Genomic DNA, 20665 nt, shown 5'->3' on the forward strand with positions numbered 1-20665 from the left:
GTCCCCTGCCTGCGCGAGTTTCTTGGACCGGCGTCACAACACGACGCCGGTCGCCTCGTTTAGCAGGTGCATGTTATTGAGGTCCATCGCCAAACGCATGGGTGCCCCGTCCTTGGCGCCGGCGTTGGGATCGACGCGGCCGCAGATCGGCGTGCCCTCGAGCCCGAAATAGACCAGGGTCTCCATTCCCATCGGCTCGGTGACGTCGAGCACGGTCTCGAAGGTCTCGACGCCCGGCCCCAGATGCGCATGCGACTCGGTGAGATGCTCGGGCCGCAGGCCGAGCAGCAGCTTGTCGGTGCGCGGCAGCGCGTTGTAGCGCGCCGCGCGGGCCGGCGGCAGCGCGAACGCGATGCGGTCGGTGAGCCGGATCTGGAGTGTGCCGCCGGCGTCCTCGAGCCGGCACGGGATGAAGTTCATGGCGGGCGACCCGATGAAGCCGGCGACGAAGCGCGTGGCCGGCTTGTGGTAGAGCTCATTCGGGGTGCCGATCTGCTCGATCTTGCCCTTGTTCATCACCACCACACGGTCGGCCAAGGTCATCGCCTCGACCTGGTCGTGGGTGACGTACACGGTCGTGGTGCGGACCTTCTGGTGCACCTTCTTGATCTCGATCCGCATCTGCACGCGCAGCTTGGCGTCGAGATTGGACAGCGGCTCGTCGAACAGGAAGACCTTCGGGTTGCGCACGATGGCCCGGCCCATCGCGACGCGCTGGCGCTGGCCGCCCGAGAGCTGTTTCGGCTTGCGGTCGATCAGGTCGGTGATGTCGAGGAGGCGGGCGGCTTCCGTGACCCGCGCCTTGATCTCGGCCTTGGGATAATGCTTCAGGCGCAGCCCGAACGACATGTTCTCCGCGACCGTCATGTGCGGATAGAGTGCGTAGTTCTGGAACACCATCGCGATGTCGCGGTCTTTCGGCGGCACGTCGTTGACGACGTCGCCGCCGATCATGATGTCGCCGTCGCTGATGTCCTCGAGGCCTGCGATCATCCGCAGCGTCGTCGACTTGCCGCAACCGGAGGGGCCGACCAGCACGATGAACTCGTGGTCGGCGATATCCAGATCGATGCCGCGCACGGCTTCGACGTCGTCGTAACGCTTAACCACTTTCCGCAAAGCAACGTCAGCCATGAGACATCAACCCTTTGTCGCACCGGCGGTCAGGCCGGCAATGTAGTAGTCCATCAGGAAGGCGTAGATGATCAGCGGCGGCGCCGCGCCGAGCAGCGCGCCGGTCATGATCTGTCCCCAGTTGAAGACGTCGCCCTTGATCAGCGTCGTGGTGATGCCGACCGGCAGCACCAGTTGGTCCACCGAGGTCGTGAACACCAGGGGATAGAGGAACTGCGCCCAGGATACGGTGAACGCGAAGATGGTCGCGGCGATCAGGCCGGGCAGCGCGACGGGGATGAAGATCCGCGTCAGGGTCTGCAGCCAGGAGGCGCCGTCGATCAGCGCGGCCTCGTCCAGCTCCTTCGGGATCGAGGCGAAATAGCCGATCATGATCCAGGTGCAGAACGGCACCGTCAGCGTCGGATAGATGAACAGCAGCACGTACCATCTGTTGAGCAGCGTGATGCCGGTGATGTCCTGGACCATTCCGAGCACCTTGAACAGGGGAATGAACAGAAGACTGTCCGGGATCAAATAGGTGAGGAAGACGCCGGTGGCCAGCGTCGCCGAGCCCCAGAACTTCATCCGGGCCAGCGCAAAGGCGGCAGGGATGCTGATCAGCATCGTGATGATGACGACCACGATCGACACGATCGACGAATTCCAGAAAAAGCGCAGGAACTGGTTCGAGCTCAGGAGCTCGACATAATTCGACAGCGTCGGATGGAACACCCACCAGGGATTGGTCGCCGCCGATATTTCCGCGCTGCTCTTGAGCGAGGTGATCAGCATGTAGATCGGCGGCGTCAGGAAGAAGATCGCAAACAGCACCAGGAAGAAATAAGACCAGCGCAGCGCCCAGGTGCGGTCGCGGCTCATGCTGCCGTATTTGATCTTGCGGGAGGGGCCGGCCTTGTCGATTGCAAGCGTGCTCATCAGGCTTCATTCCCGCGTTTGTTGACATCGCGCAGGATGAAGATCGCTGCGACGGCGAGGATCGGCACCATGAACAGGGAGACGCAGGCGCCGAGCGGAATATCGCTGCTCTGGATGCCGACCTGGAATGCCCAGGTGGCGAACAGATGCGTCGTATCTAGCGGGCCCCCTGACGTCAGGATGCGCACGATGTCGAAATTGGCGAAGGTCACGATCAGCGAGAACAGCGTCGTGATGGCGATGATGTTGCGCATCATCGGCAGCGTCACGTACCAGATCCGCTGCCACCAATTGGCGCCGTCGATCGCCGCGGCCTCATAGAGCTGTTCGGGCACGGATTTCAGCGCGGCGAGGTACATGATCAGGAAGAACGGCGCGCCATACCAGACGTTGACCAGGATGACGGAGAAGCGCGCCCAGAAAGTGTCGCCGAGCCAGGGGATCGGACCGACGCCGAAGAAGGACAGCGTGTAGTTGAAGGCGCTGTAGGAGGGATCGAACAGCCACAGCCAGGCCAGCGTGCTCATCGCCGGCGGAATCACCCAGGGCACCAGCAGCATGCCGCGCCATTTGCGCTGCTTCTTGCCCGGAATGTTGTGGACGAAATGCGCGACGATGAAACCGATCAGCGCCTTGAAGACCACCGCGGTGATGGCGAAGATGCAGGACTGCCGCACCACCATCCAGAACGTCTCGCGCTTGAACAGGAAGGTGAAGTTGCTGAGGCCGACGAACTTCGTCATCGCCTTGTTCAGCGTCGCGAGGTACACCGAGTAGAAGGCGGGGTAGAGCACGAGCAGGACGATCAGAAGGATCAGCGGAAGCGTCAGGAAGAACGCCACCGTCGATTTCCGTCCGAGCGCGTTGCGCAGGCTTGATCCCTTCCGCGCGCCCCTTGCACGGACGGCGCGACCTTGCTCGACGACGACATCGGCCATCTCAGCTTCCTTGAATCAGCTCTATTGGATCTACTTCTTTGTCCAACCGCGAAGCCGGCCATTGGGGTCGGCTTCCCGGCCATGCGAATTCGATGACGGGATGCAGGCGGCTCACGCAGATGGCGTGAACCTCCCCGCACACCCCACCTAGCTCCGCATGAAGCCTTCGCACTCGCCCTCGGCCCAGGCGAGGGCCTGATCCATGGTCTCGCCGCGTGCAAAACGCAGCGCCATCTTGGTCAGCGTCGCCTGGAAATAGATCTGCTGCGCGATCTTGGGCGGTGCCGGGGACGCCGCGATCGACAGCGTCTGATGCTTGTAGGGGTCGGGATAGTGGAAGAGCGTTCCCTTCGGCGGCCCTTCCTCTTCCCATGTCTTGAGCTTGGTCATGTTGGCGTAGGCCGGCAGGTCGTAGCCGCCGCTCACCGCGACGAACTTCTCGATCGACGATGGCGAGGACATGTGAACGAGCAGGCTCTTGGCCGCCTCCTTGTTCTTGCCAAAACTCCAGACACCCCAGAAATAGGGCAGGTACGGTGCAAACCGGCCCTTCGGACCGGACGGGAATCCGTGCGTCCAGCACTGCTCGGCAACCTGCGGCGCATCGCGCTTGGCGACGGCCCAGGCGCTCGGCGGATTGAGGATCATCGCGCCGCGGCCGGAGATCAGCCATTTGTTGTTGGAGGCGTCGTCCCAGGACGGCGCATCCGGCGGCAGGAAGGCGATCAGCTTCTTGTAGAACTCCATGGCCTGGCGAACCTGATCGGTCTTCACCGTGATGTCGCCCTTGGCGTTGACGAGCTCGGCGCCGAACGACTGGAAGATCGCGCCGGCGGTGTCCACGCTGTCGGTGGTCTCGCCGAGACCGATGCCGAACGGAACGCCGGCCTTGTGGCAAGCCTCGGCTGCCTTCAGGAAGGTCTCCATGGTCCAGTTCTCGACCTTGGGCGGGCCGCCGACCGGGTACATCTCCTGCACGTCGATGCCGGCATGCTTCTTCATCAGGTCGATGCGGGAGCAGGGACCCTTGATCTGGCTGCCGGGTGTCGCGGGCACTGCGAGCCATTTGCCGCCCGACTGCCCGAGATATTTGACCGTGCCGTTCACCTCACCGTTCTGCTTGAGAAGCGGCTCCATGACGTCGTTGAGCGGCTCGAGATTCTCGGCATAGGCCTGCGGCCACCAGCTCGGCATCTGCAGGATGTCATGACCAGACTTCGCCTGGGCTTCGGCCGCGGCGGTCAGCTCGATCTTCTTGTTGTTGCTGGTGATGTAGTCGATGGAGACTTCGACCTTCTCCTTCGCGGCCCATTCGTTGACGAGGTCGGTCGAGGCCTTGTTGGCGCCCGGCACCCAATGGTCCCAGAAACCGATCGAGAGTTTGCCGGCGGCGTAAGCGCCCCGGACATAGGGCGCTGTGATCAGCGCCGCGGAGGACATTGCAGTGGCAGCCACAAATTGACGTCGCGTCAGTGTCTTGCGTGACATCTCGTTTCCTCGCCTGGGTGTTTGTTGTTGGAGTTTCCTCTAAGACTTCTTTTCCGAGTTCTTGTTGTTGGATTTTCTTATTGATGCCGTCGGCCCAGGTGAACAATTCACGCAGGCCGCAGCAAATTGGTAGCGCGATCAGATCATGATTGACCGCGTCTGTCGAGAAAGCCGAACGGCTCGCGCCTAGAACTAACGTTGCGTCCTCGAACGCGGCAGCGCTGTGCCGGTGGTGAGCTGCGATCGCTTGTTTTGCGACGCACACGTCGCGAGAGCCGGCCCGGAACGATCCGTGCGCAATTACGCCGCAGTTTCGAATAAGCCTGCATAACCGCTTCGCGCGAAAGACTTTTCGGGCGTGGACAGCATTCGGCCGCGTCTGGACCGCGAAGCGGCGGAAACGATAGAGTTGCAGCTGGCGGGTGACTCCGCCCCAACACGCCAGTCAGATCGACGATGGAGACGAGAATGATCAACCCGGCGCCGTCTGCGCGGCTTCACATGCGGCGATGGTTCGCACTGGGGGCCGTGCTTACGCTGCTGCTCGGTGCGGCCGCAGTGGCCCATGCTCAAGGCCTGGTCAAAGGCGTTCAGGACGGCGCGGCGGCTGGAAACAAGGCGGCAGGTCCGGTCGGTGGCGTGCTCGGCGGTGCAATCGGCGGCGTGGTCGGCGTTTTCACCGGCGTGCTCGGCGTCGGCAACAACAATGGCAATCAGGCCCCGGCCGCCAGGGATGCTGGCAAGGACGCCAAGCAACAGGGCGCGGCCAAGGACAAGGATGCCAAGGACAAGGATGCGAAGGGTGCCAAAGCAGGCAAGGGCGCCAAGGCGAGCAAGGAGGCCAAGAACGCACCGCAGGGCAAGGACAATAAGGATGTCACCGTCCTCACCCAGACCGGCGCGCCGCAGCAGACCGCCGAGCAGATCGTCGCCAACAGCGATTCTTATATCGAACGGATCAAGACTCAGCTGAATCTTACGGCTGATCAGGAGAAGCACTGGTACGGCTTCTCGAGCGCAATGCACTACCTTGGGCATAATGGTGCAGAGCGGCTCAACTTGCGGGTTGCGCGCGCCAAGCGGGATCCGCCCGACGACATTATCGAGCAGATGCGAAACGAGGCGCAGTTCCTGATCGACCGCGCCGCCGACCAGCGCAATGTCGCCGATGCCGCCGAGCCGCTCTTTTCGAGCCTCGATGACAAGCAGAAGCAGGTCTTCATTCAGGAGATGGTGCGGCTGAGCCACGAGCGCGGATTGGATTGATCAAGTTGAATCGGATCGGGCGCGTCTGAATTAACGGAGCCGGCCACGAATTCGTGAATCCTCTCCAAAATTGAGGTATGATTATCTTCGCAAGCTGACTGCGGGGGTGATATGGCGGACGGACTCTCCGTTTTCCTGGTCGAAGACGAGGCGTTGATCCGGATGATGATCGCCGACATGGTGACGGAACTCGGCCACCACGTCGTTGCGGAAGCGGACAATGTCCGGGACGCCAGCGCGTTCGCCATGACCGCGCAATACGATATGGCCATCCTCGACATCAACCTGATGGGCGTCTACGTCGATCCCGTCGCCGACCTGATCGAACGTCGCGGAAAGCCGTTCATGTTCGCCACGGGGTACGGTCCGGAATTGCTGCCGTCCTTGCTCAGACGCAGGCCGATCCTGCGCAAGCCGATCGCTATGGATCAGCTCAAGGCGATGATCGATTCCATGTTTCCGGGAGCCCCGGCCAAAGCGCCGCACTGAGTGACGGCGAGGACGCCGCACTGAGATAGCCCAACGAAAATGGCCGCCGGTCAGGGGCGGCCATTTGGCGGCAGGATTTGTCGTGGTCTCAGATCAGGCCGGCGCCGAGGTCGATGCCGTACGCCATCAGGCCGAACGAGGCGACCAGGCCCGTGCAGCAGAACAGCAAGATGGTCTTGAAGGACGAATCGGCGAAACGCGTTTCGACGACGGCCGGCATCGCGGCGATCGAAATCATGCTCATGTCATTGCCCCCTTGTTGACCCTGAATTGCAGCAGGTGAGGGAACCCTAGGGCAAAAAGTTTGACGTCAGATTGGGGGACATCCTTAACGGAGTCTCAATCGGATTCCGCAATTCCGGCGCTGCGGGCCGGATTGTAAGTCTCAGTTGCGGCCGTTCTTCAGCACCCTGGCAATGGTGTGGGCCGTCATGGCCGCGCGGTCGGAAGCGCGCTGGGCGGCCAGCCGGTCTCGGGCCTTTTCCTCGATCAGAAGGTCGATCAGCGCCAGCCGCTTGTCTTCGTCATCCGCCTCGCTCAGCAGGCGATGATAGCGGTGGTAGTCGAAACCAAAATCCTGCTTACGCATGTCACGCCCCCGCAACTACGCCACACACAAACACACGGCAGGATTGTTTCTCATCCGGAACACGCAGGCAAGCACGTTCATGTATGGAACCGCGCGTGCGCGGCAATCAGCTGTGCATTAATGGAACCGTGACCAGAAGGACGACCGAACTTCAGTTTGGATTTGAGTCGGCGAACATCTTCAGGCCGACGAAGCTCGCGTCTGGCTTCGTCACGAGCTTGGTCGGGATGTTGCGCAGATAGTCCTGGAAGCGCCCCTTGGCTTCGAAGCGCGCCCGGAACGCAGAGGCGAGAAGGAACTCGGGGAAACGCGGCACGATTCCGCCGGCGACATACACACCGCCGCGGGCACCGAACGTCACCGCAAGATTGCCGGCGACCGAGCCAAGGATGGCGCAAAACATCTCCAGCGTTGCGCGGCTGACGGGACAGGTGCCTTCCATCGCGGCTTTGGTGATGGCGGCAGCATCGCGATGCGGCACCTGGGCGCGGTCAACCTCAGCCAAGGCCTCGTAGAGGTTTTGCAGCCCGGAACCCGAGAGCGCGCCGCGCTCGATGGAGACGTGGCCAAGGCGTCCGCGCAAGCACGCAATCACACGTTCCTCGCGCTCGTTCTCCGCCGGCAGGGTCGCATGTCCTGCTTCGGTGACGACGGCGAGGCGCGCGCCGTGGCGTTCGACCAGACAGGAGACGCCAAAGCCGGTTCCGGGGCCAACCACCAGCAACGGCTCTCCGGCCAGGCCGTTTTGTCCTCCGAGCGGGATCAGATCCGCAGGCTGCAAGGCGGGCAGGGACCAGGCCACCACCTCGAAATCGTTGAGCACATGGACGCTGTCGAAGCCGAGAGCCGGCTGCAGCTCGTTGCCGTCGATGACCCAGGGACTGTTGGTCATGACGCAGCGGTTGTTGGTGACGGGGCCTGCCACGGCCAGCACGGCTCTTTGCGGCGGCTCGCCGCCGGACCGGCGCGCCAGCACGTCCGCGATGGCTTCGCGGACGGTCGGGAAGTCGGCGACCTTCACATAATCGATCGGTCCGGTCTGGTCGCCGCTGCCGAGGTCGCCGCGGCCCAATTCGCTCCGGCTCAGCGCGAAGCGCGCATTGGTGCCGCCGATATCGGCGAGAAGTATCTGTCCTGTCTTGCCGATATTCATGACTTCGTGGCCGCCGCCGCCTTGCGGCACGACAACCCTGTCCTCCAGTCCTTCGACCCGGTCCGCGCAGTCACGGACAGTGCGAGAATCCGCCCTTGGGTGCGCCTAGTCAACACGGACGAGGCCAAACCGTTGCATCATGGCGGCCGTCTGGCGACCAATTCGCACGGCGCGGGCGGTTGCGAAGCTGCGCGGGAAGGCCGACACTCAGGGGACTTGTCCGGCGCCGGCGCGCCGGGCACAGCGAATGAGACCGGCGATGAAGATTTCCGACCGCGACGTGCTGCTGGTGATCGACGTGCAGAACGACTTCTGCACCGGCGGGGCGCTTGCCGTGCCCGGCGGCGAGAAGGTCGTCCCTGCCATCAACCGAATCGCCCAAAAATTCGCCAATGTAGTGCTGACCCAGGACTGGCATCCGCGCGACCACGTCTCGTTCGCGCCGAACCATGCGGGCAAGCAGCCGTTCCAGACCATCGAGCTCGACTACGGCACTCAGGTGCTCTGGCCGGCGCACTGCGTGCAGGGTACCTCGGGGGCGGAGTTCCATCGCGATCTCGACGTCGTCAGGGCGAGCCTCGTGGTGCGCAAGGGCTTTCGCCGTGGCATCGATTCCTATTCGGCGCTGTTCGAGAACGACAAGCGGACGCCGACGGGCCTGCTTGGATATTTGCGCGAACGCGAGCTGAAGACCGTGTTCGTCGCCGGCCTCGCGCTCGATTTCTGCGTCCGCTTCTCGGCGGAGGATGCCCGCAAGGCAGGGTTCGAGGTCGCCGTCATCGAGGACGCCTGCCGTGGCATCGATCTCGACGGCTCGGTCGCTGCGGCCCATCGGAGTTTTCGCGACCTCGGCATCGCCATCGTGAGCCTCGAGGCGTTCCTGTGACGATCGTGAGATGGCCATGGTGAAGCGGACCGGCAAACAGAGCGGCGCACAGGGGGCTGCCCCAGACGACCCGCTGCTGTGGCCGTTTGCAGCGGCGCGCCTTGCGATGGACAGCTGCTTCTGGTGGCTGGAGCGCGGTCCGGCGGAGCAGGGCGACAGCACTCTGCCCTGGACGACGCCGAGCACCGTCGCGCTCGAGCTCGCGACCATGCGCCTGCGCGATTGCTCGCAGACGCAGTCCGGCCAGCCGGCGCTGGTCTGCGCGCCCTATGCGCTGCATCGGGCCCTGATCGCCGATTTCGCCCCCGGCCACAGTGTCGTGCAGTCGCTGCAAACCGGCGGCATCGACCGTGTCTATCTCACCGACTGGCGGTCGGCGACGCCGGATATGCGCTATCTCTCGATCGACAGCTATCTCGGCGATCTCAACGTCGCCATCGACGAGATCGGCGCGCCGGTCGATCTGGTCGGCTTGTGCCAGGGCGGCTGGCTGTCGCTGCTTTATGCGTCGCGCTTTCCGGCCAAGGTGCGGCGGCTGGTGCTGGTCGGCGCTCCCGTGGATCTGTCGATCGAGTCCTCGTTGTGCCGGCTCACCCGCAACGCGCCCGAGATGGTCTACGACCAGCTCGTCGTACGCGGCGGCGGCAATGTCCGCGGCGAGGAGATGCTGCGCTTCTGGTCCAAGGCGCCGAACCGCGATGATATCGTAACGGCGTTGCAGAGAGACCTGTCGGACGAGGAGGGCGCGGCGCTGCTCGCGCGGTTCGACCGCTGGAACGCCGAGACGCTCGATCTGCCGGGCAAATATTATCTGGAGATCGTCAACCGGATTTTCCGGGAGAACCAGATCGCTAGCAGCAGTTTCGTCGCTCTTGGTCGCACGGTCGATCCGAGGGACGTCAAGGCGCCGGTCTTCCTGATGGCCGGGCTCGACGACGAGGTCGTGCCGGCTGCGCAGGCGCTCGCCACTGCGGGTCTCCTCGGCACGGCGCCGGCCTTCATTGCGGCGGCTTCCGAGCCGAGCAATCACCTCGGCCTGTTCATGGGCGCGCGCACCCACGCGCATGCCTGGCCACGGATCGCCGCCTGGCTGCGCGACGATCTGTCCGGCGTGCTGGCCCGCAGCGCCTGAGCTCGCAAAGGTACCGGGCAGACCAAGGCGCTTGGCAGACGTCGCCGGGCAGACCGCGGCGCAAATCCGTTATGCATGACCGCGGATGGCCTGCACGGGACCGGGTCGATGGGCTACATAGGGACTGGAGCTGACGGCTGCGGCAGCGAAGAGATTAAGGGTACTGCGCTCGATGACTTTCCACTCGATCTACGCCCACGGATTTGCGCGCGTGGCGGCCTGTGTCACCACGTCCCATGTCGCCGATCCCTCGGCCAACGCCAAGGCCGTGCTGGCGGCGGCCAATGCCTGCCATGAGCAGTCGGTGGCGGTCGCGGTGTTTCCCGAGCTGTGCCTGTCCGGCTATGCGATCGAAGACCTCGTCAAGCAGGATCCGCTGCTCGATGCGGTCGAGCGCGGCCTCGTAGGCATCGTCGAGGGCTCGGCGGGGCTGATGACGGTCCTGATCGTCGGAGCGCCGCTACGCTTTGGTCATCGCATCTACAATTGTGCCGTCGTCATTCACCGCGGCAACATCCTCGGCGTGGTGCCGAAGACGTACCTGCCGACCTACCGCGAATTCTACGAAGGGCGGCATTTCGCCTCCGGCGCCGGCATGGTCGGAGAGACGATCGCGTTCGGCGGGCTGCATGCGCCGTTCGGCGTTGACCTCTTGTTTGCGGCCGAGGACGTTCCGGGCCTCACCATCGGCGTCGAGATCTGCGAGGACATGTGGATCCCGGTAACGCCGGCCTCGGAGCTTGCACTCGCGGGCGCCAGCGTGCTCATCAACCTCTCGGGCAGCCCGATCACGATCGGCCGGGCGCGTTCGCGCGCGCTGCTGTGCCAATCGACGTCGGCGCGCTGCCTCGCGGCGTACGTCTATTCGGCCGCTGGGGCCGGGGAATCGACCACGGATCTTTCCTGGGACGGCCAGACCTCGATCTATGAGAACGGCGTGCTGCTGGCCGAGGGCGAGCGGTTCCGCCAGGGCGGCCAGATCACGCTGGCCGACGTCGATCTCGATCTGCTCAGGCAGGAACGTGCCGCGATGGGGACGTTCGACGACAACCGCCGGCAGCGCGAGGCGTTTTTCCGCAAGGTGACATTCGCGCTGAAGCCGCCGGCCGCCGATATCGGCTTCCTGCGCAAGGTCGAGCGCTTTCCGTTCGTGCCGAGCGACGAAAGCCTGCTCGAGCAGGATTGCTACGAGGCCTACAACATCCAGGTCGCCGGCCTCGTGCAGCGCATGCGCGCGACCGGCACCAAGCGCGTCGTGATCGGCGTGTCGGGCGGGCTTGATTCCACCCATGCACTGATCGTCGCCGCCAAGGCGGTCGACCTGCTCGGTCTGCCGCGCGAAAACATCCTGGCCTACACCATGCCCGGTTTTGCCACCGGCAGTGAAAGCAAGACCCATGCATTGGCGCTGATGCAGGCGTTGCAGACGAGTTGGCAGGAGCTCGATATCCGCACCACCGCGACGCAGATGCTGAAGGATATAGGCCATCCCTTCGGCAACGGCCAGAAGGTCTACGATGTCACCTTCGAGAACGTTCAGGCGGGCCTGCGTACGGATTACCTGTTCCGGCTCGCCAACCATCACGGCGGCATCGTCATCGGAACCGGCGATCTCTCCGAGCTCGCGCTCGGCTGGTGCACCTATGGCGTCGGCGACCAGATGGCGCATTACAACGTCAATGCCGGCGTGCCGAAGACGCTGATCCAGCATCTGATCCGATGGGTGATCTCATCGAAGCAGTTCAGCGACGACGTCAACCGGACGCTTGGCTCGATCCTGGTGGCCGAAATCTCGCCCGAACTGGTGCCGGTTGAGCCCGGCCAGAAGCCGCAGAGCACCGAGGCATCCGTCGGCCCTTACGAGCTGCAGGATTTCAACCTGTTCTACACGCTGCGGTTCGGCATGCGCCCGTCCAAGATCGCCTTCATGGCGCAGCACGCGTGGAAGGACGTCGCCAAGGGCGAATGGCCGCCGGCGTTCCCGAGCGACCGGCGCAAGGCCTATGATCTCAAGGAGATCCGACGCTGGCTCGAGGTGTTCCTGCGCCGCTTCTTCGCCTTCAGCCAGTTCAAGCGCTCGGCGATGCCGAACGGCCCGAAGGTCTCGGCGGGCGGCTCGTTGTCGCCCCGCGGCGACTGGCGCGCGCCGTCGGATTCGAGCGCGGCGGCATGGCTCGAGGATCTCGAGCGGAACGTGCCGAACTGATCGGGACGGCGGATCGTTGGGGAGATGATCTGATGTCGGCAGTGGATGGAGCGGAAGCGGAGGAGGCCAGGGTCGTCAACGGCCTCTATATCTTCGACATCGAGATGCGCGACGGCAAGCGCGGGCAGGCGAGGGGTGTCGTCGTGCTGTGCGACGGACGCATCATGGGCGGCGACAGCTATTTCTACTACACCGGCACCTACACCTTCCGGAACGGCAAGTGGCGGGGCGATATGATCGTCAATCAGCACACCGAAGCGGTCGGCAGGACGCTTGCGTTCGGAGGCAGGGAGGTCACCTGCGGCTTCTCGGGCGACTACTCCGCCGGCGGCGCCGAGGTCGAAGGCATGGCGCTGGTCGGCAAGACCACCGTGACATTCACGGCCCGCCTCACATTGAAGGATGCGATGTAAGTCCGCGTGACCGGCCCTCGTTCCTGCTCAGGAACCTTCGCACCCACAGAACGTTCGCGTCTGTTGTTGCGAATTGTCGAGGAGAGGGACCATGCGTCAACACTTGATGTTATCGACTGCGGCCGTCGGGCTCATGCTCGCGTCCGGCATTGCCTACGCCCAGGCGCCCGGTGAGCGCAGAGACGAGCCAAAACGGACCGAGGAACCGGCGAAAGGCGCCGCGCCCCAGCGCGGTGGTGCAGCTCAAGAACGGGTTCAAGAGCGCGCCCAGGGCGCACAAGAGAAAATGCAGGGAGCCGGCCGCGAGGAGAAGGGCGGCGGCCGCCGTGCAGACGAAGAGAAGGGACGACCGGGCACCGCCGCCGAACGCGGCCAGCCCAATGCGAAGGAGCAGGCACAGGAGTCCCGCGAGCCATCGCGAGATCGCAACCGCGAAGCCGACACGGCGAAACAAGGTCGCGAGACCGGCAAGAGCAGCGCCGAGACGAAGCAGGACAAGTCCGCGCCGCAGAAATCAACGGCCGAGACCGAGAAGTCCAAGTCCGGCCCGGCCGGCCAGCAGAACGAGCGGACGGGAGCCGCGGCCAACCAGAAGGAGCAGAGCCAGCCTCCGCGCAATGCGGCCGAGCAACAGCCGGCGCAACAGAACAACCGGCCGGCCACCGCGACGGACACGAACCGCGCGGCTCCGACCAACAATGCGCAAACTGCGCCTTCCGGCACGCAGACCAATCAAGCCAATCAGACCACCCAGACCAACACACAGGTTGGTCAGCAGACCAGCGTGACCACCGAGAAGCAGGTGCGGATGTCCGAAACGGTGAGCCGTGCGCGGTTGGCGCAGCCGGAGCGCAACCTGAACATCTCGATCCGGATCGGCGAGACGATCCCGCCGCGCGTGCGGCTCTACCGACTGCCGCCCGAGATCGTCACGATCGAGCCCCAATATCGGGATTACGAGTATTTCGCGACCGATGACGACGTCGTCATCGTGGAGCCGCGGACGCATCGCATCGTCAGCCAGGTGCCGCGCGATCCGTCGCGAGCCCGCGCGCAGATGGGCGGCGCGGCCTCGTCGAACATGGCAGCCGCCGGAGGCACGACGAGCAACAGCGTGAACTGTCAGGTCATGCGGCGTGATGCGTCGGGCAATGTCGCCCAGGCAGAGCCGTCAACCGTCGGCTCGACCGCGCGCGCGGATTCGCTGAGCGTGACGGTTCAGATGCCGGATGGCAGCTCGTCCGCACCGGTCGCCCTTGGGGCGGCCGCCGGCAATATCGTGGTCGCGACGCAAGGGCAGGGCGACTGCACGGTGACGATCGAGCCGCAGACGCGCTGATCGAAAGACGAGGCTGAAACGACAACGCGCCGCCCGGTTGCCCCAACCGGACGGCGCGTTGTTGCGTTCAATCTGAAAGTTTCGAGGTCCGGAGTGCCTAGGAGTCCGGACCTCGTCACCTTGCCCCAGCCTTCAATCCCCCGCCCCATGTGGTCCCCCAACCCCATGTAGCGCGATCAGAGGGTGATGCCCGTGGAAGTGGCCGCCGATCGATGCACGCGATGTACGTGACATCGCGATAGGATTCCATTCCGGATCACTACGGGCATAGATACCGCTTGCCATGTGCCCGTTCTGCATCGGCGGTCTGATCGCAGTTGCCTGATCCGCCGCACGCGATCGGCAGGATGTCCACATCTCCTCGGCGCCGCTGAGCCTCGATTTCACGGGCCTGTCATTGAACTGGTCTAGCGCTGCTCCCCGTCATCGCTGACGGCGAAGGAGCAAGCCATGTCGAAGCCGGTGCTGGGCGCCGCATTGTCCATCAAATCGATCCCCGCGCATCGCGACTGGCTTCTCGACCGGCAGCGCGATCTCGAAATCCAGGATTTCTTCCGCGCCGATCTCCTCGACAGCGATTGGCGCAGCACCGCCGGCGAGATCAAGCAGATGCTGGCGGGCCATACCGGCCGGCTCGGCATCCACGGCCCGTTCTGGGGCTTCAAGATCGACAGCCACGATCCCATGATCCGCCAGGCCGTGACCAAGCGCCTGCTCCAGGGCCTCGATGCCGCCGAGTTCCTCGGCGCGACGCAGATGGTGATCCATTCGCCGTTCACGACCTGGGATCACAACAATCTCGATCTCTATCCTGACAATCGCGGCAATCTGGTCGAACGCGTCAAGGCGACGCTCGCCGAGGTGATCGCGCGCGCCGAGACCATCGGCTGCGAGGTCGTCATCGAGAACATCGAGGACAAGGATCCGCGCGACCGCGTCCGTCTCGCCAGGGCGCTCGAAAGTGCCAAGGTCCGCGTCTCGCTCGACACCGGGCATGCCAACTATGCCCACATCTCCACCGGTGCGCCGCCGGTCGACTATTACGTCGAGACCGCCGGCGACATGCTGACCCATGTGCATCTGCAGGACACCGACGGCTTTGCCGACCGGCACTGGGCGCCGGGCGAAGGCAACATTCCCTGGGTCGCCGTGTTCCGCGCGCTGGGACGGCTGACTTCCAATCCGCGGCTGATCCTCGAACTCCGCAACCACGACGACGTCCGCGCCGGCGCAGCCCATCTCGCTGCGCTCGGTCTTGCCGAATAACCGCATCATCTGGGGTTACCGCCATGAGCAAATTCACCCGTCGCACCATCCTGAAGACCGGCGGCGCCGCCGCAAGCACGCTGCTGCTGCCGCGTTTTGCCATCGCGCAGGGCGACAACCGTCCGTCGGTGACGATCGCCGTGCAGAAGGTGACGAATGCGAACGTGCTCGACGTGCTGCGCGAGCAGTCCAATGTCGGCGAGCGCGTGTTCTTCTCCTCGATCTGGGAAGGCCTGATCTCCAAGAACTGGCGCGGCAACCTCGAGGCCGTGCCCGGCCTTGCCACCGAGTGGCGCCGCATCGACGACCAGACCGTCGAGGTAAAGCTGCGTCAGGGCGTCAAATTCCACAACGGCGACGAGATGACCGCAGAGGACGTCGTCTTCACCTTCAGCCGCGAGCGCATGTTCGGCGAGACCGAGGCCAAGAGCCGCTCGACCATCCAGGCCTTCGAGAAGATCCCGACGCCGCGTCCGGGCAAGGAATTGCCGCCGGACGTGCCGGCCGTTGCCCGCCGCATCTGGCCGGATCTCGTGCGCGTCGACGCCGTCGATAAATACACAGTGCGCTTCTACAACGCGACGCCCGACGTCACGATCGAAGGCCGGCTGTCGCGCTATGGCTCCGACATCATGAACCGCCGCGCCTGGGACGAATCCGCGAGCTATCTCGACTGGGCGCGCAAGCCGGTCACGACCGGTCCCTACAAGGTCGTCGAGCTCAAGCCCGACGTGTCGCTGACCCTCGAAGCGCATGACGAATATTGGGGCGGCCGTCCGCCGCTCAAGCGCATCCGCTTCCTCGAAGTGCCCGAAGTCGCGAGCCGCATCAACGGACTGCTCTCGGGCGAATACCAGTTCGCCTGCGATATCCCGCCGGACCAGATCGCCGGCATCGAGAAGAACGCCGCGTTCGAAGTGCAGGGCGGCACCATCCTCAACCACCGCCTGACCGTGTTCGACAAGAACCACGCCCAGCTCGCCAATCCCTTGGTGCGGCGCGCCTTCACCCACGCGATCGACCGCCAGGCCATCGTTGACAGCCTGTGGGCCGGCCGCACCCGCGTGCCGAAGGGGCTGCAGTGGGAATTCTACGGCGACATGTTCAACGCCGACTGGAGCGTGCCGGCCTACGATCCGAAGCTCGCGCAGGATCTGCTCAAGCAGGCCAATTACAAGGGCGATCCGATTCCGTATCGCCTGCTCAACAATTACTACACCAACCAGGTCGCGACCGCGCAGGTGCTGGTCGAGATGTGGAAGTCGGTCGGCCTCAACGTCCAGATCGAGACCAAGGAGAACTGGTCGCAGATCATGGAGCGCGGGTCGGCCCGCGCCGTGCGCGACTGGTCGAACTCGGCCGCCTTCAACGATCCGGTCTCCTCGCTGGTCGCCCAGCACGGTCCGAACGGCCAGCAACAGCAGATCGGTGAATGGACCAATGTCGAGCTGAACAAGCTCTCGGAGTTCCTGGAAACCTCGACCGACCGCGCTGCCCGCAAGAAGGCGTTCCGCCGCATGCTGGAGATCGCCGAGCGCGAAGACCCCGCTTACACGGTGCTGCACCAGAACGCCACGTTCACGGCCAAACCGAAGTCGATCAAGTGGAAGGCGTCACCGGCGTTCGCGATGGATTTCCGCGCCGGCAATTTCGAGGCCTGAGGTGACGCCGCTGGTCAGCATTGCAGGCCTGAGCGTCGCCTTCAGCGGCGTGCCGGTCCTGCGCGGTGTCGATCTCGCTCTCGGCAAGGGCGAGGCTCTCGGCCTCGTCGGCGAGTCCGGATCGGGCAAGTCGGTGACGTGGCTTGCCGCGCTCGGGCTGCTGCCGCGGCATGCCAAGGTCTCGGGCTCGGTGCGGCTCGACGGACGCGAGATCCTGGGTGCGCCGGCCGCCGAGCTCGAGCAGGTCAGGGGCGGGCGCATCGCGATGATCTTCCAGGATCCGGCGAGCGCGCTGAACCCGGTCTTGACCATCCGCAGGCAGCTCTGCGAAGCGCTGTCGCTGCATCGGGATCTCCAAGGCAACGCCGTGAAGGCGGAAGCGCGGCGGCTGCTCGATCTCGTCGGCATTCCCGATGCGGGCCGGCGGTTAGAGGCCTATCCGCACGAATTCTCCGGCGGCCAGGTCCAGCGCATCATGATCGCGATGGCGCTCGCCGGAAATCCGGACCTCCTCATCGCGGATGAGCCGACCACCGCGCTCGATGCCACCATTCAGGCCCAGATCCTGGAGCTGCTCTCGACGGTCCGCCGCGAGCTCGGCATGGCGATGGTGCTGATCAGCCACGATCTCGGCGTCGTCGCGGAGAATTGCGACCGTGTCGCCGTGATGTATGCCGGCCGCATCGTCGAGCAGGCCCCCAGCAACCAGCTGTTCGCCGATCCCGTGCATCCCTATGCCCAGGGCCTGATCGGCGCATTGCCGCCACTCGACGGCCCGCGGCGGCGTCTCACCGCCATCCCGGGAACGGTGCCCGATCCCGCGAAAATGCCTGATGGCTGCGCCTTCGCGCCGCGCTGTACGCTGGCGTCCGAGCCGTGTAGCCGTGCCGCGCCGACCCTGGCGCCGATCGCGGACGATCGCGCAGTCGCCTGCATCCGCGCCGAGGCGTCGCGCCGCGCGCTGCTCGGGATCGCCGCCGAATGAGCCCGCCGCTCGTCGAGGTGTCCTCGATCTCCCGCAGTTATTCGATGCGCTCCGGCATGTTCGGCCGCAACACCGCCGTCCATGCAGTCGATGGCGTCTCGCTGACGATCCCCAAAGGCGAGACGCTCGGCCTCGTCGGCGAGTCCGGCTCGGGCAAGTCCACCACCGGACGCATCGTGCTCGGTCTGGAGCCGCCCGATAGCGGCGAGGTGAGGTTCGACGGCAAGCCGATGGCTGCGCCGGGCACGGCCGCATGGCGTGCGCAACGCGCCCGCGTGCAAATGATCTTCCAGGACCCGCTCGGCGCACTGGACCGGCGCTTGCCGGTCGCCGCGCAAATCCGCGAGCCGCTCGACATTCACGGGCTCGGCACGCCCGACGCGCGCGAGGAGCGCGTCCGCGAATTGCTGCGCGCCGTCGAGCTCACCCCGGCGCATGGCGCGCGTTATCCGGGCGCACTGTCCGGCGGCCAGCGCCAGCGCATCGTGCTGGCACGGGCGCTCGCCACGAAGCCCGATTTCCTGGTCTGCGACGAGCCGGTCAGCGCGCTAGACGTTTCGATCCAGGCGCAGGTGGTGAACCTGCTTTGCGATCTCCAGGCGCAACTCGGGCTCACGCTGCTGTTCATCAGCCACGATCTGCGCGTCGTCAGGCAGATCAGCAATGTCGTCGCCGTGATGTATCTCGGCCGCATCGTCGAGATCGGCAGCGCCGACGATCTGTTCGCGCGGCCCGAGCATCCCTATACCCAGGCGCTGGTCTCGGCTTCGCCCGCGCCAGGCCGCCGCAGCGCCGGCCGCATCGTGCTCGCGGGCGATCCGCCGAACCCGGCTGCGCGACCGCAAGGCTGCGCCTTCCATCCGCGCTGCCCGCGCGCGATCGCACGCTGCGCGCGCGAGGTGCCGGCACTTGCGGCCGTCGGCGGCAACAGGCAGGTCGCCTGCCATCTCGTCACCGGCGCCGAGACTCGGGACGCCGCGTGATGGGACGCTATTTCGCCATTCGCATTGGACGCGCGGCGCTGACGATCGTGCTCGTCGTGACCTTCGCCTTCGTGGTGCTGCGTCTCTCCGGCGATCCCGCGCTGATGATTTTGGGACCGGAAGCGCCGCCCGAGGTGCTCGCGGCGTTCCGCAAGGCCTGGGGCCTCGATGATCCCATCTGGTTTCAGTATCTCGATTACTTCGGTGCCATCGCCAAGGGCGAGCTCGGCCGCTCCATGCGTGACGGGCGACCCGCGATCGAGCTGGTGCTGGAGCGGATTCCGGCGACGCTGGCGCTGACCTTGCCGGCCTTCGCCTTCAAGGTCGCGCTCGGCATTCCCGCCGGCATCTACGCCGCGCTGCACCGGGGCTCCGCGATCGACCGCGCCGTGATGATGACGGCGGTGGCCGGCTTCACAGTGCCGAGCTTCGTGCTGGCGCTGCTGCTGGTGCTCGTGTTCGCCGTGCAGCTCGGCTGGCTGCCCTCGGGCGGGCAGGACAGTTGGCGCCACGCGATCCTGCCCATCGCGACGCTCAGCCTCGGCGGTGCCGCCGTTCTGGCGCGCTTCACCCGCAGCGCGATGCTGGAGGTGCTGGGCCAACCCTATATCCGCACCGCGTCGGCCAAGGGCGTGCCGTGGCGCAGGGTGGTGACGTCGCATGCGCTGCCGAACGCGGCGATTCCGACCGTCACCATTCTGGGCTTCATGGTGGGCACGCTGATCGCGGGCGCGGTGGTGGTCGAGAGTGTATTTGCCTGGCCGGGAGTAGGGCGGCTTCTCGTTGTTGCGGTTGCCAATCGCGACCTCGCCGTCGTGCAGTGCATCCTGCTTCTTGTGGCGATGACCATGGTCACGTCCAATTTGATCGTCGACTTCCTCTACGGCTTCCTTGATCCGCGGTTGCGCGCCAAAGGAGCCCACGCATGACCGACGCGACGCTGAAGGACACCACCGTCCGCCGTCGCATCCGCCTGCCGGCGATCCCAATCTCGGTCGCGCTCGCGGTTGCCTGGATTGTCGCGATGCTGGTCATTGCAGCCTTCGCTGAGAAGATCGCGCCCTACGGCTACACTCAGCTCGATTTGCGCAACCGCTTGGTCGCGCCCGGCAATGCCGCGCATTGGCTCGGCACGGACGAGCTCGGCCGAGACGTGCTGTCGCGGCTGCTCGTCTCCATCCGGATCTCGCTGCTGATTGCCTTCGGCGCCACCGCCATCTCGGCGGTGGTCGGCACCACGCTCGGCTTCCTCGCCGCGCATTTCCGAGGGGTGGTCGAGCAGCTCGTGTTGATGCTGACCGACTTCCAGGCCAGCATGCCCTTCCTGATCATGGCGCTCGCGGTGCTCGCCTTTTTCGGCAATTCGCTGCCGCTGCTGATTGGCCTGATGGGACTGTTCGGCTGGGAGCGCTATGCCCGCATCGCGCGGGGCCTTGCCATCTCCGCCAATGCGCAGGGCTACGCGGCGGCCGTCCGCCAGTTAGGTGCGACGCCGCCCCGGATTTACCTTCGGCACATCCTGCCCAACATCGCCTCGACCCTGATCGTCTCGACCACGCTGGTCTTCCCCGAGGTGATCCTGATGGAGTCGGGCCTATCCTTCCTTGGCCTTGGCGTGCAGCCGCCGATGACCAGCCTCGGCAACATGGTCGGTTACGGCCGCGAATATCTGACCCGGGCGCCCTGGATCATGCTGGCGCCGGCGACCACGATCGTGGTCACCACCCTGGCGGTTTCGGTGATCGGGGACTGGCTGCGCGACCGGCTCGATCCGACCCTGCAATAGGGCACCCGTAGCCCGGATGGAGCGAAGCGTAAT

The 20665-nt window shown here is 65.0% G+C and carries 20 protein-coding genes; 13 read left to right on the plus strand and 7 right to left on the minus strand.

Features of this window, described 5'->3' with window-relative positions; genetic code table 11:
* Positions 1-33 precede the first annotated feature (33 nt).
* From GGD67_RS25835 to GGD67_RS25850, 4 genes are all read right to left on the minus strand, one after another.
* Positions 34-1134 carry an ABC transporter ATP-binding protein gene (locus GGD67_RS25835; RefSeq protein ID WP_018318005.1) on the minus strand — a complete coding sequence of 367 codons (1101 nt, stop codon included), beginning with the start codon at positions 1132-1134 and terminating at the stop codon, positions 34-36.
* Positions 1135-1140: 6 nt separating this feature from the next.
* Positions 1141-2052 carry a carbohydrate ABC transporter permease gene (locus GGD67_RS25840; protein WP_018318006.1) on the minus strand — a complete coding sequence of 304 codons (912 nt, stop codon included), beginning with the start codon at positions 2050-2052 and terminating at the stop codon, positions 1141-1143.
* Positions 2052-2990, minus strand: coding sequence for a carbohydrate ABC transporter permease (locus tag GGD67_RS25845; protein WP_018318007.1), 939 nt, complete (start codon positions 2988-2990; stop codon positions 2052-2054). Before GGD67_RS25845 ends, GGD67_RS25840 begins: the two co-directional genes overlap by 1 nt.
* Positions 2991-3137: 147 nt before the next feature.
* Positions 3138-4478 (minus strand): ABC transporter substrate-binding protein, encoded by a 1341-nt coding sequence (locus GGD67_RS25850; RefSeq protein WP_018318008.1) that lies wholly within the window; start codon positions 4476-4478, stop codon positions 3138-3140.
* Between the two features lie 468 nt (positions 4479-4946).
* Between GGD67_RS25850 and GGD67_RS25855 the strand changes: the two genes are divergently transcribed.
* Both GGD67_RS25855 and GGD67_RS25860 read left to right on the plus strand, forming a co-directional pair.
* Positions 4947-5744 (plus strand): Spy/CpxP family protein refolding chaperone, encoded by a 798-nt coding sequence (locus tag GGD67_RS25855; protein ID WP_092258070.1) that lies wholly within the window; start codon positions 4947-4949, stop codon positions 5742-5744.
* A gap of 111 nt (positions 5745-5855) precedes the next feature.
* Positions 5856-6233: a response regulator gene (locus GGD67_RS25860; protein ID WP_179736711.1), complete on the plus strand. Its 378-nt coding sequence runs from the start codon at positions 5856-5858 to the stop codon at positions 6231-6233.
* Between the two features lie 88 nt (positions 6234-6321).
* On the opposite strand, the gene GGD67_RS25865 is transcribed toward GGD67_RS25860, so the two are convergent.
* The 3 genes from GGD67_RS25865 to glk all read right to left on the minus strand — a co-directional run bounded on the left by GGD67_RS25865 (position 6322) and on the right by glk (position 7975).
* Positions 6322-6477 (minus strand): hypothetical protein, encoded by a 156-nt coding sequence (locus GGD67_RS25865; RefSeq protein WP_018318011.1) that lies wholly within the window; start codon positions 6475-6477, stop codon positions 6322-6324.
* A gap of 141 nt (positions 6478-6618) precedes the next feature.
* Positions 6619-6822: a hypothetical protein gene (locus GGD67_RS25870; RefSeq protein WP_018318012.1), complete on the minus strand. Its 204-nt coding sequence runs from the start codon at positions 6820-6822 to the stop codon at positions 6619-6621.
* 151 nt (positions 6823-6973) lie between these two features.
* Positions 6974-7975, minus strand: a complete 1002-nt coding sequence (gene glk / locus GGD67_RS25875; RefSeq protein WP_179736804.1) for a glucokinase — start codon at positions 7973-7975, stop codon at positions 6974-6976.
* Between the two features lie 247 nt (positions 7976-8222).
* Between glk and pncA the strand changes: the two genes are divergently transcribed.
* From pncA to GGD67_RS25930, 11 genes are all read left to right on the plus strand, one after another.
* The gene (pncA, locus tag GGD67_RS25880) at positions 8223-8861 is read left to right on the plus strand and encodes a bifunctional nicotinamidase/pyrazinamidase (protein WP_179736713.1); all 639 of its coding nucleotides are present in this window, start codon (positions 8223-8225) and stop codon (positions 8859-8861) included.
* A 16-nt stretch (positions 8862-8877) separates the two neighbouring features.
* Positions 8878-9993: an alpha/beta fold hydrolase gene (locus GGD67_RS25885; RefSeq protein WP_179736716.1), complete on the plus strand. Its 1116-nt coding sequence runs from the start codon at positions 8878-8880 to the stop codon at positions 9991-9993.
* Positions 9994-10165: 172 nt separating this feature from the next.
* A complete protein-coding gene (locus tag GGD67_RS25890; RefSeq protein WP_179736718.1) occupies positions 10166-12199 on the plus strand; it encodes an NAD(+) synthase in 2034 nt (677 codons plus the stop codon).
* Positions 12200-12231: 32 nt separating this feature from the next.
* On the plus strand, positions 12232-12612 hold the full coding sequence (locus GGD67_RS25895; RefSeq protein ID WP_246784350.1) for a GrlR family regulatory protein: 381 nt from the start codon (positions 12232-12234) through the stop codon (positions 12610-12612).
* 133 nt (positions 12613-12745) lie between these two features.
* Positions 12746-13951 carry a DUF1236 domain-containing protein gene (locus GGD67_RS25900; RefSeq protein WP_246790853.1) on the plus strand — a complete coding sequence of 402 codons (1206 nt, stop codon included), beginning with the start codon at positions 12746-12748 and terminating at the stop codon, positions 13949-13951.
* 450 nt (positions 13952-14401) lie between these two features.
* On the plus strand, positions 14402-15217 hold the full coding sequence (locus GGD67_RS25905; RefSeq protein WP_179736724.1) for a sugar phosphate isomerase/epimerase: 816 nt from the start codon (positions 14402-14404) through the stop codon (positions 15215-15217).
* A gap of 23 nt (positions 15218-15240) precedes the next feature.
* Entirely contained in the window at positions 15241-16878 is a 1638-nt protein-coding gene (locus tag GGD67_RS25910; protein WP_179736726.1) for an ABC transporter substrate-binding protein, read from the plus strand.
* Between the two features lies 1 nt (position 16879).
* Positions 16880-17863 carry an ABC transporter ATP-binding protein gene (locus GGD67_RS25915; protein WP_179736728.1) on the plus strand — a complete coding sequence of 328 codons (984 nt, stop codon included), beginning with the start codon at positions 16880-16882 and terminating at the stop codon, positions 17861-17863.
* A complete protein-coding gene (locus GGD67_RS25920) occupies positions 17860-18846 on the plus strand; it encodes an ABC transporter ATP-binding protein (protein ID WP_179736730.1) in 987 nt (328 codons plus the stop codon). The genes GGD67_RS25915 and GGD67_RS25920 overlap by 4 nt, the downstream gene beginning before the upstream one ends.
* Positions 18846-19775 carry an ABC transporter permease gene (locus GGD67_RS25925; RefSeq protein ID WP_018318023.1) on the plus strand — a complete coding sequence of 310 codons (930 nt, stop codon included), beginning with the start codon at positions 18846-18848 and terminating at the stop codon, positions 19773-19775. The genes GGD67_RS25920 and GGD67_RS25925 overlap by 1 nt, the downstream gene beginning before the upstream one ends.
* A complete protein-coding gene (locus tag GGD67_RS25930) occupies positions 19772-20632 on the plus strand; it encodes an ABC transporter permease (RefSeq protein ID WP_179736732.1) in 861 nt (286 codons plus the stop codon). Before GGD67_RS25925 ends, GGD67_RS25930 begins: the two co-directional genes overlap by 4 nt.
* The last annotated feature ends 33 nt before the right edge of the window (positions 20633-20665 follow it).

Source organism: Bradyrhizobium sp. IAR9 (assembly GCF_013408065.1).
GTDB lineage: Bacteria > Pseudomonadota > Alphaproteobacteria > Rhizobiales > Xanthobacteraceae > Bradyrhizobium.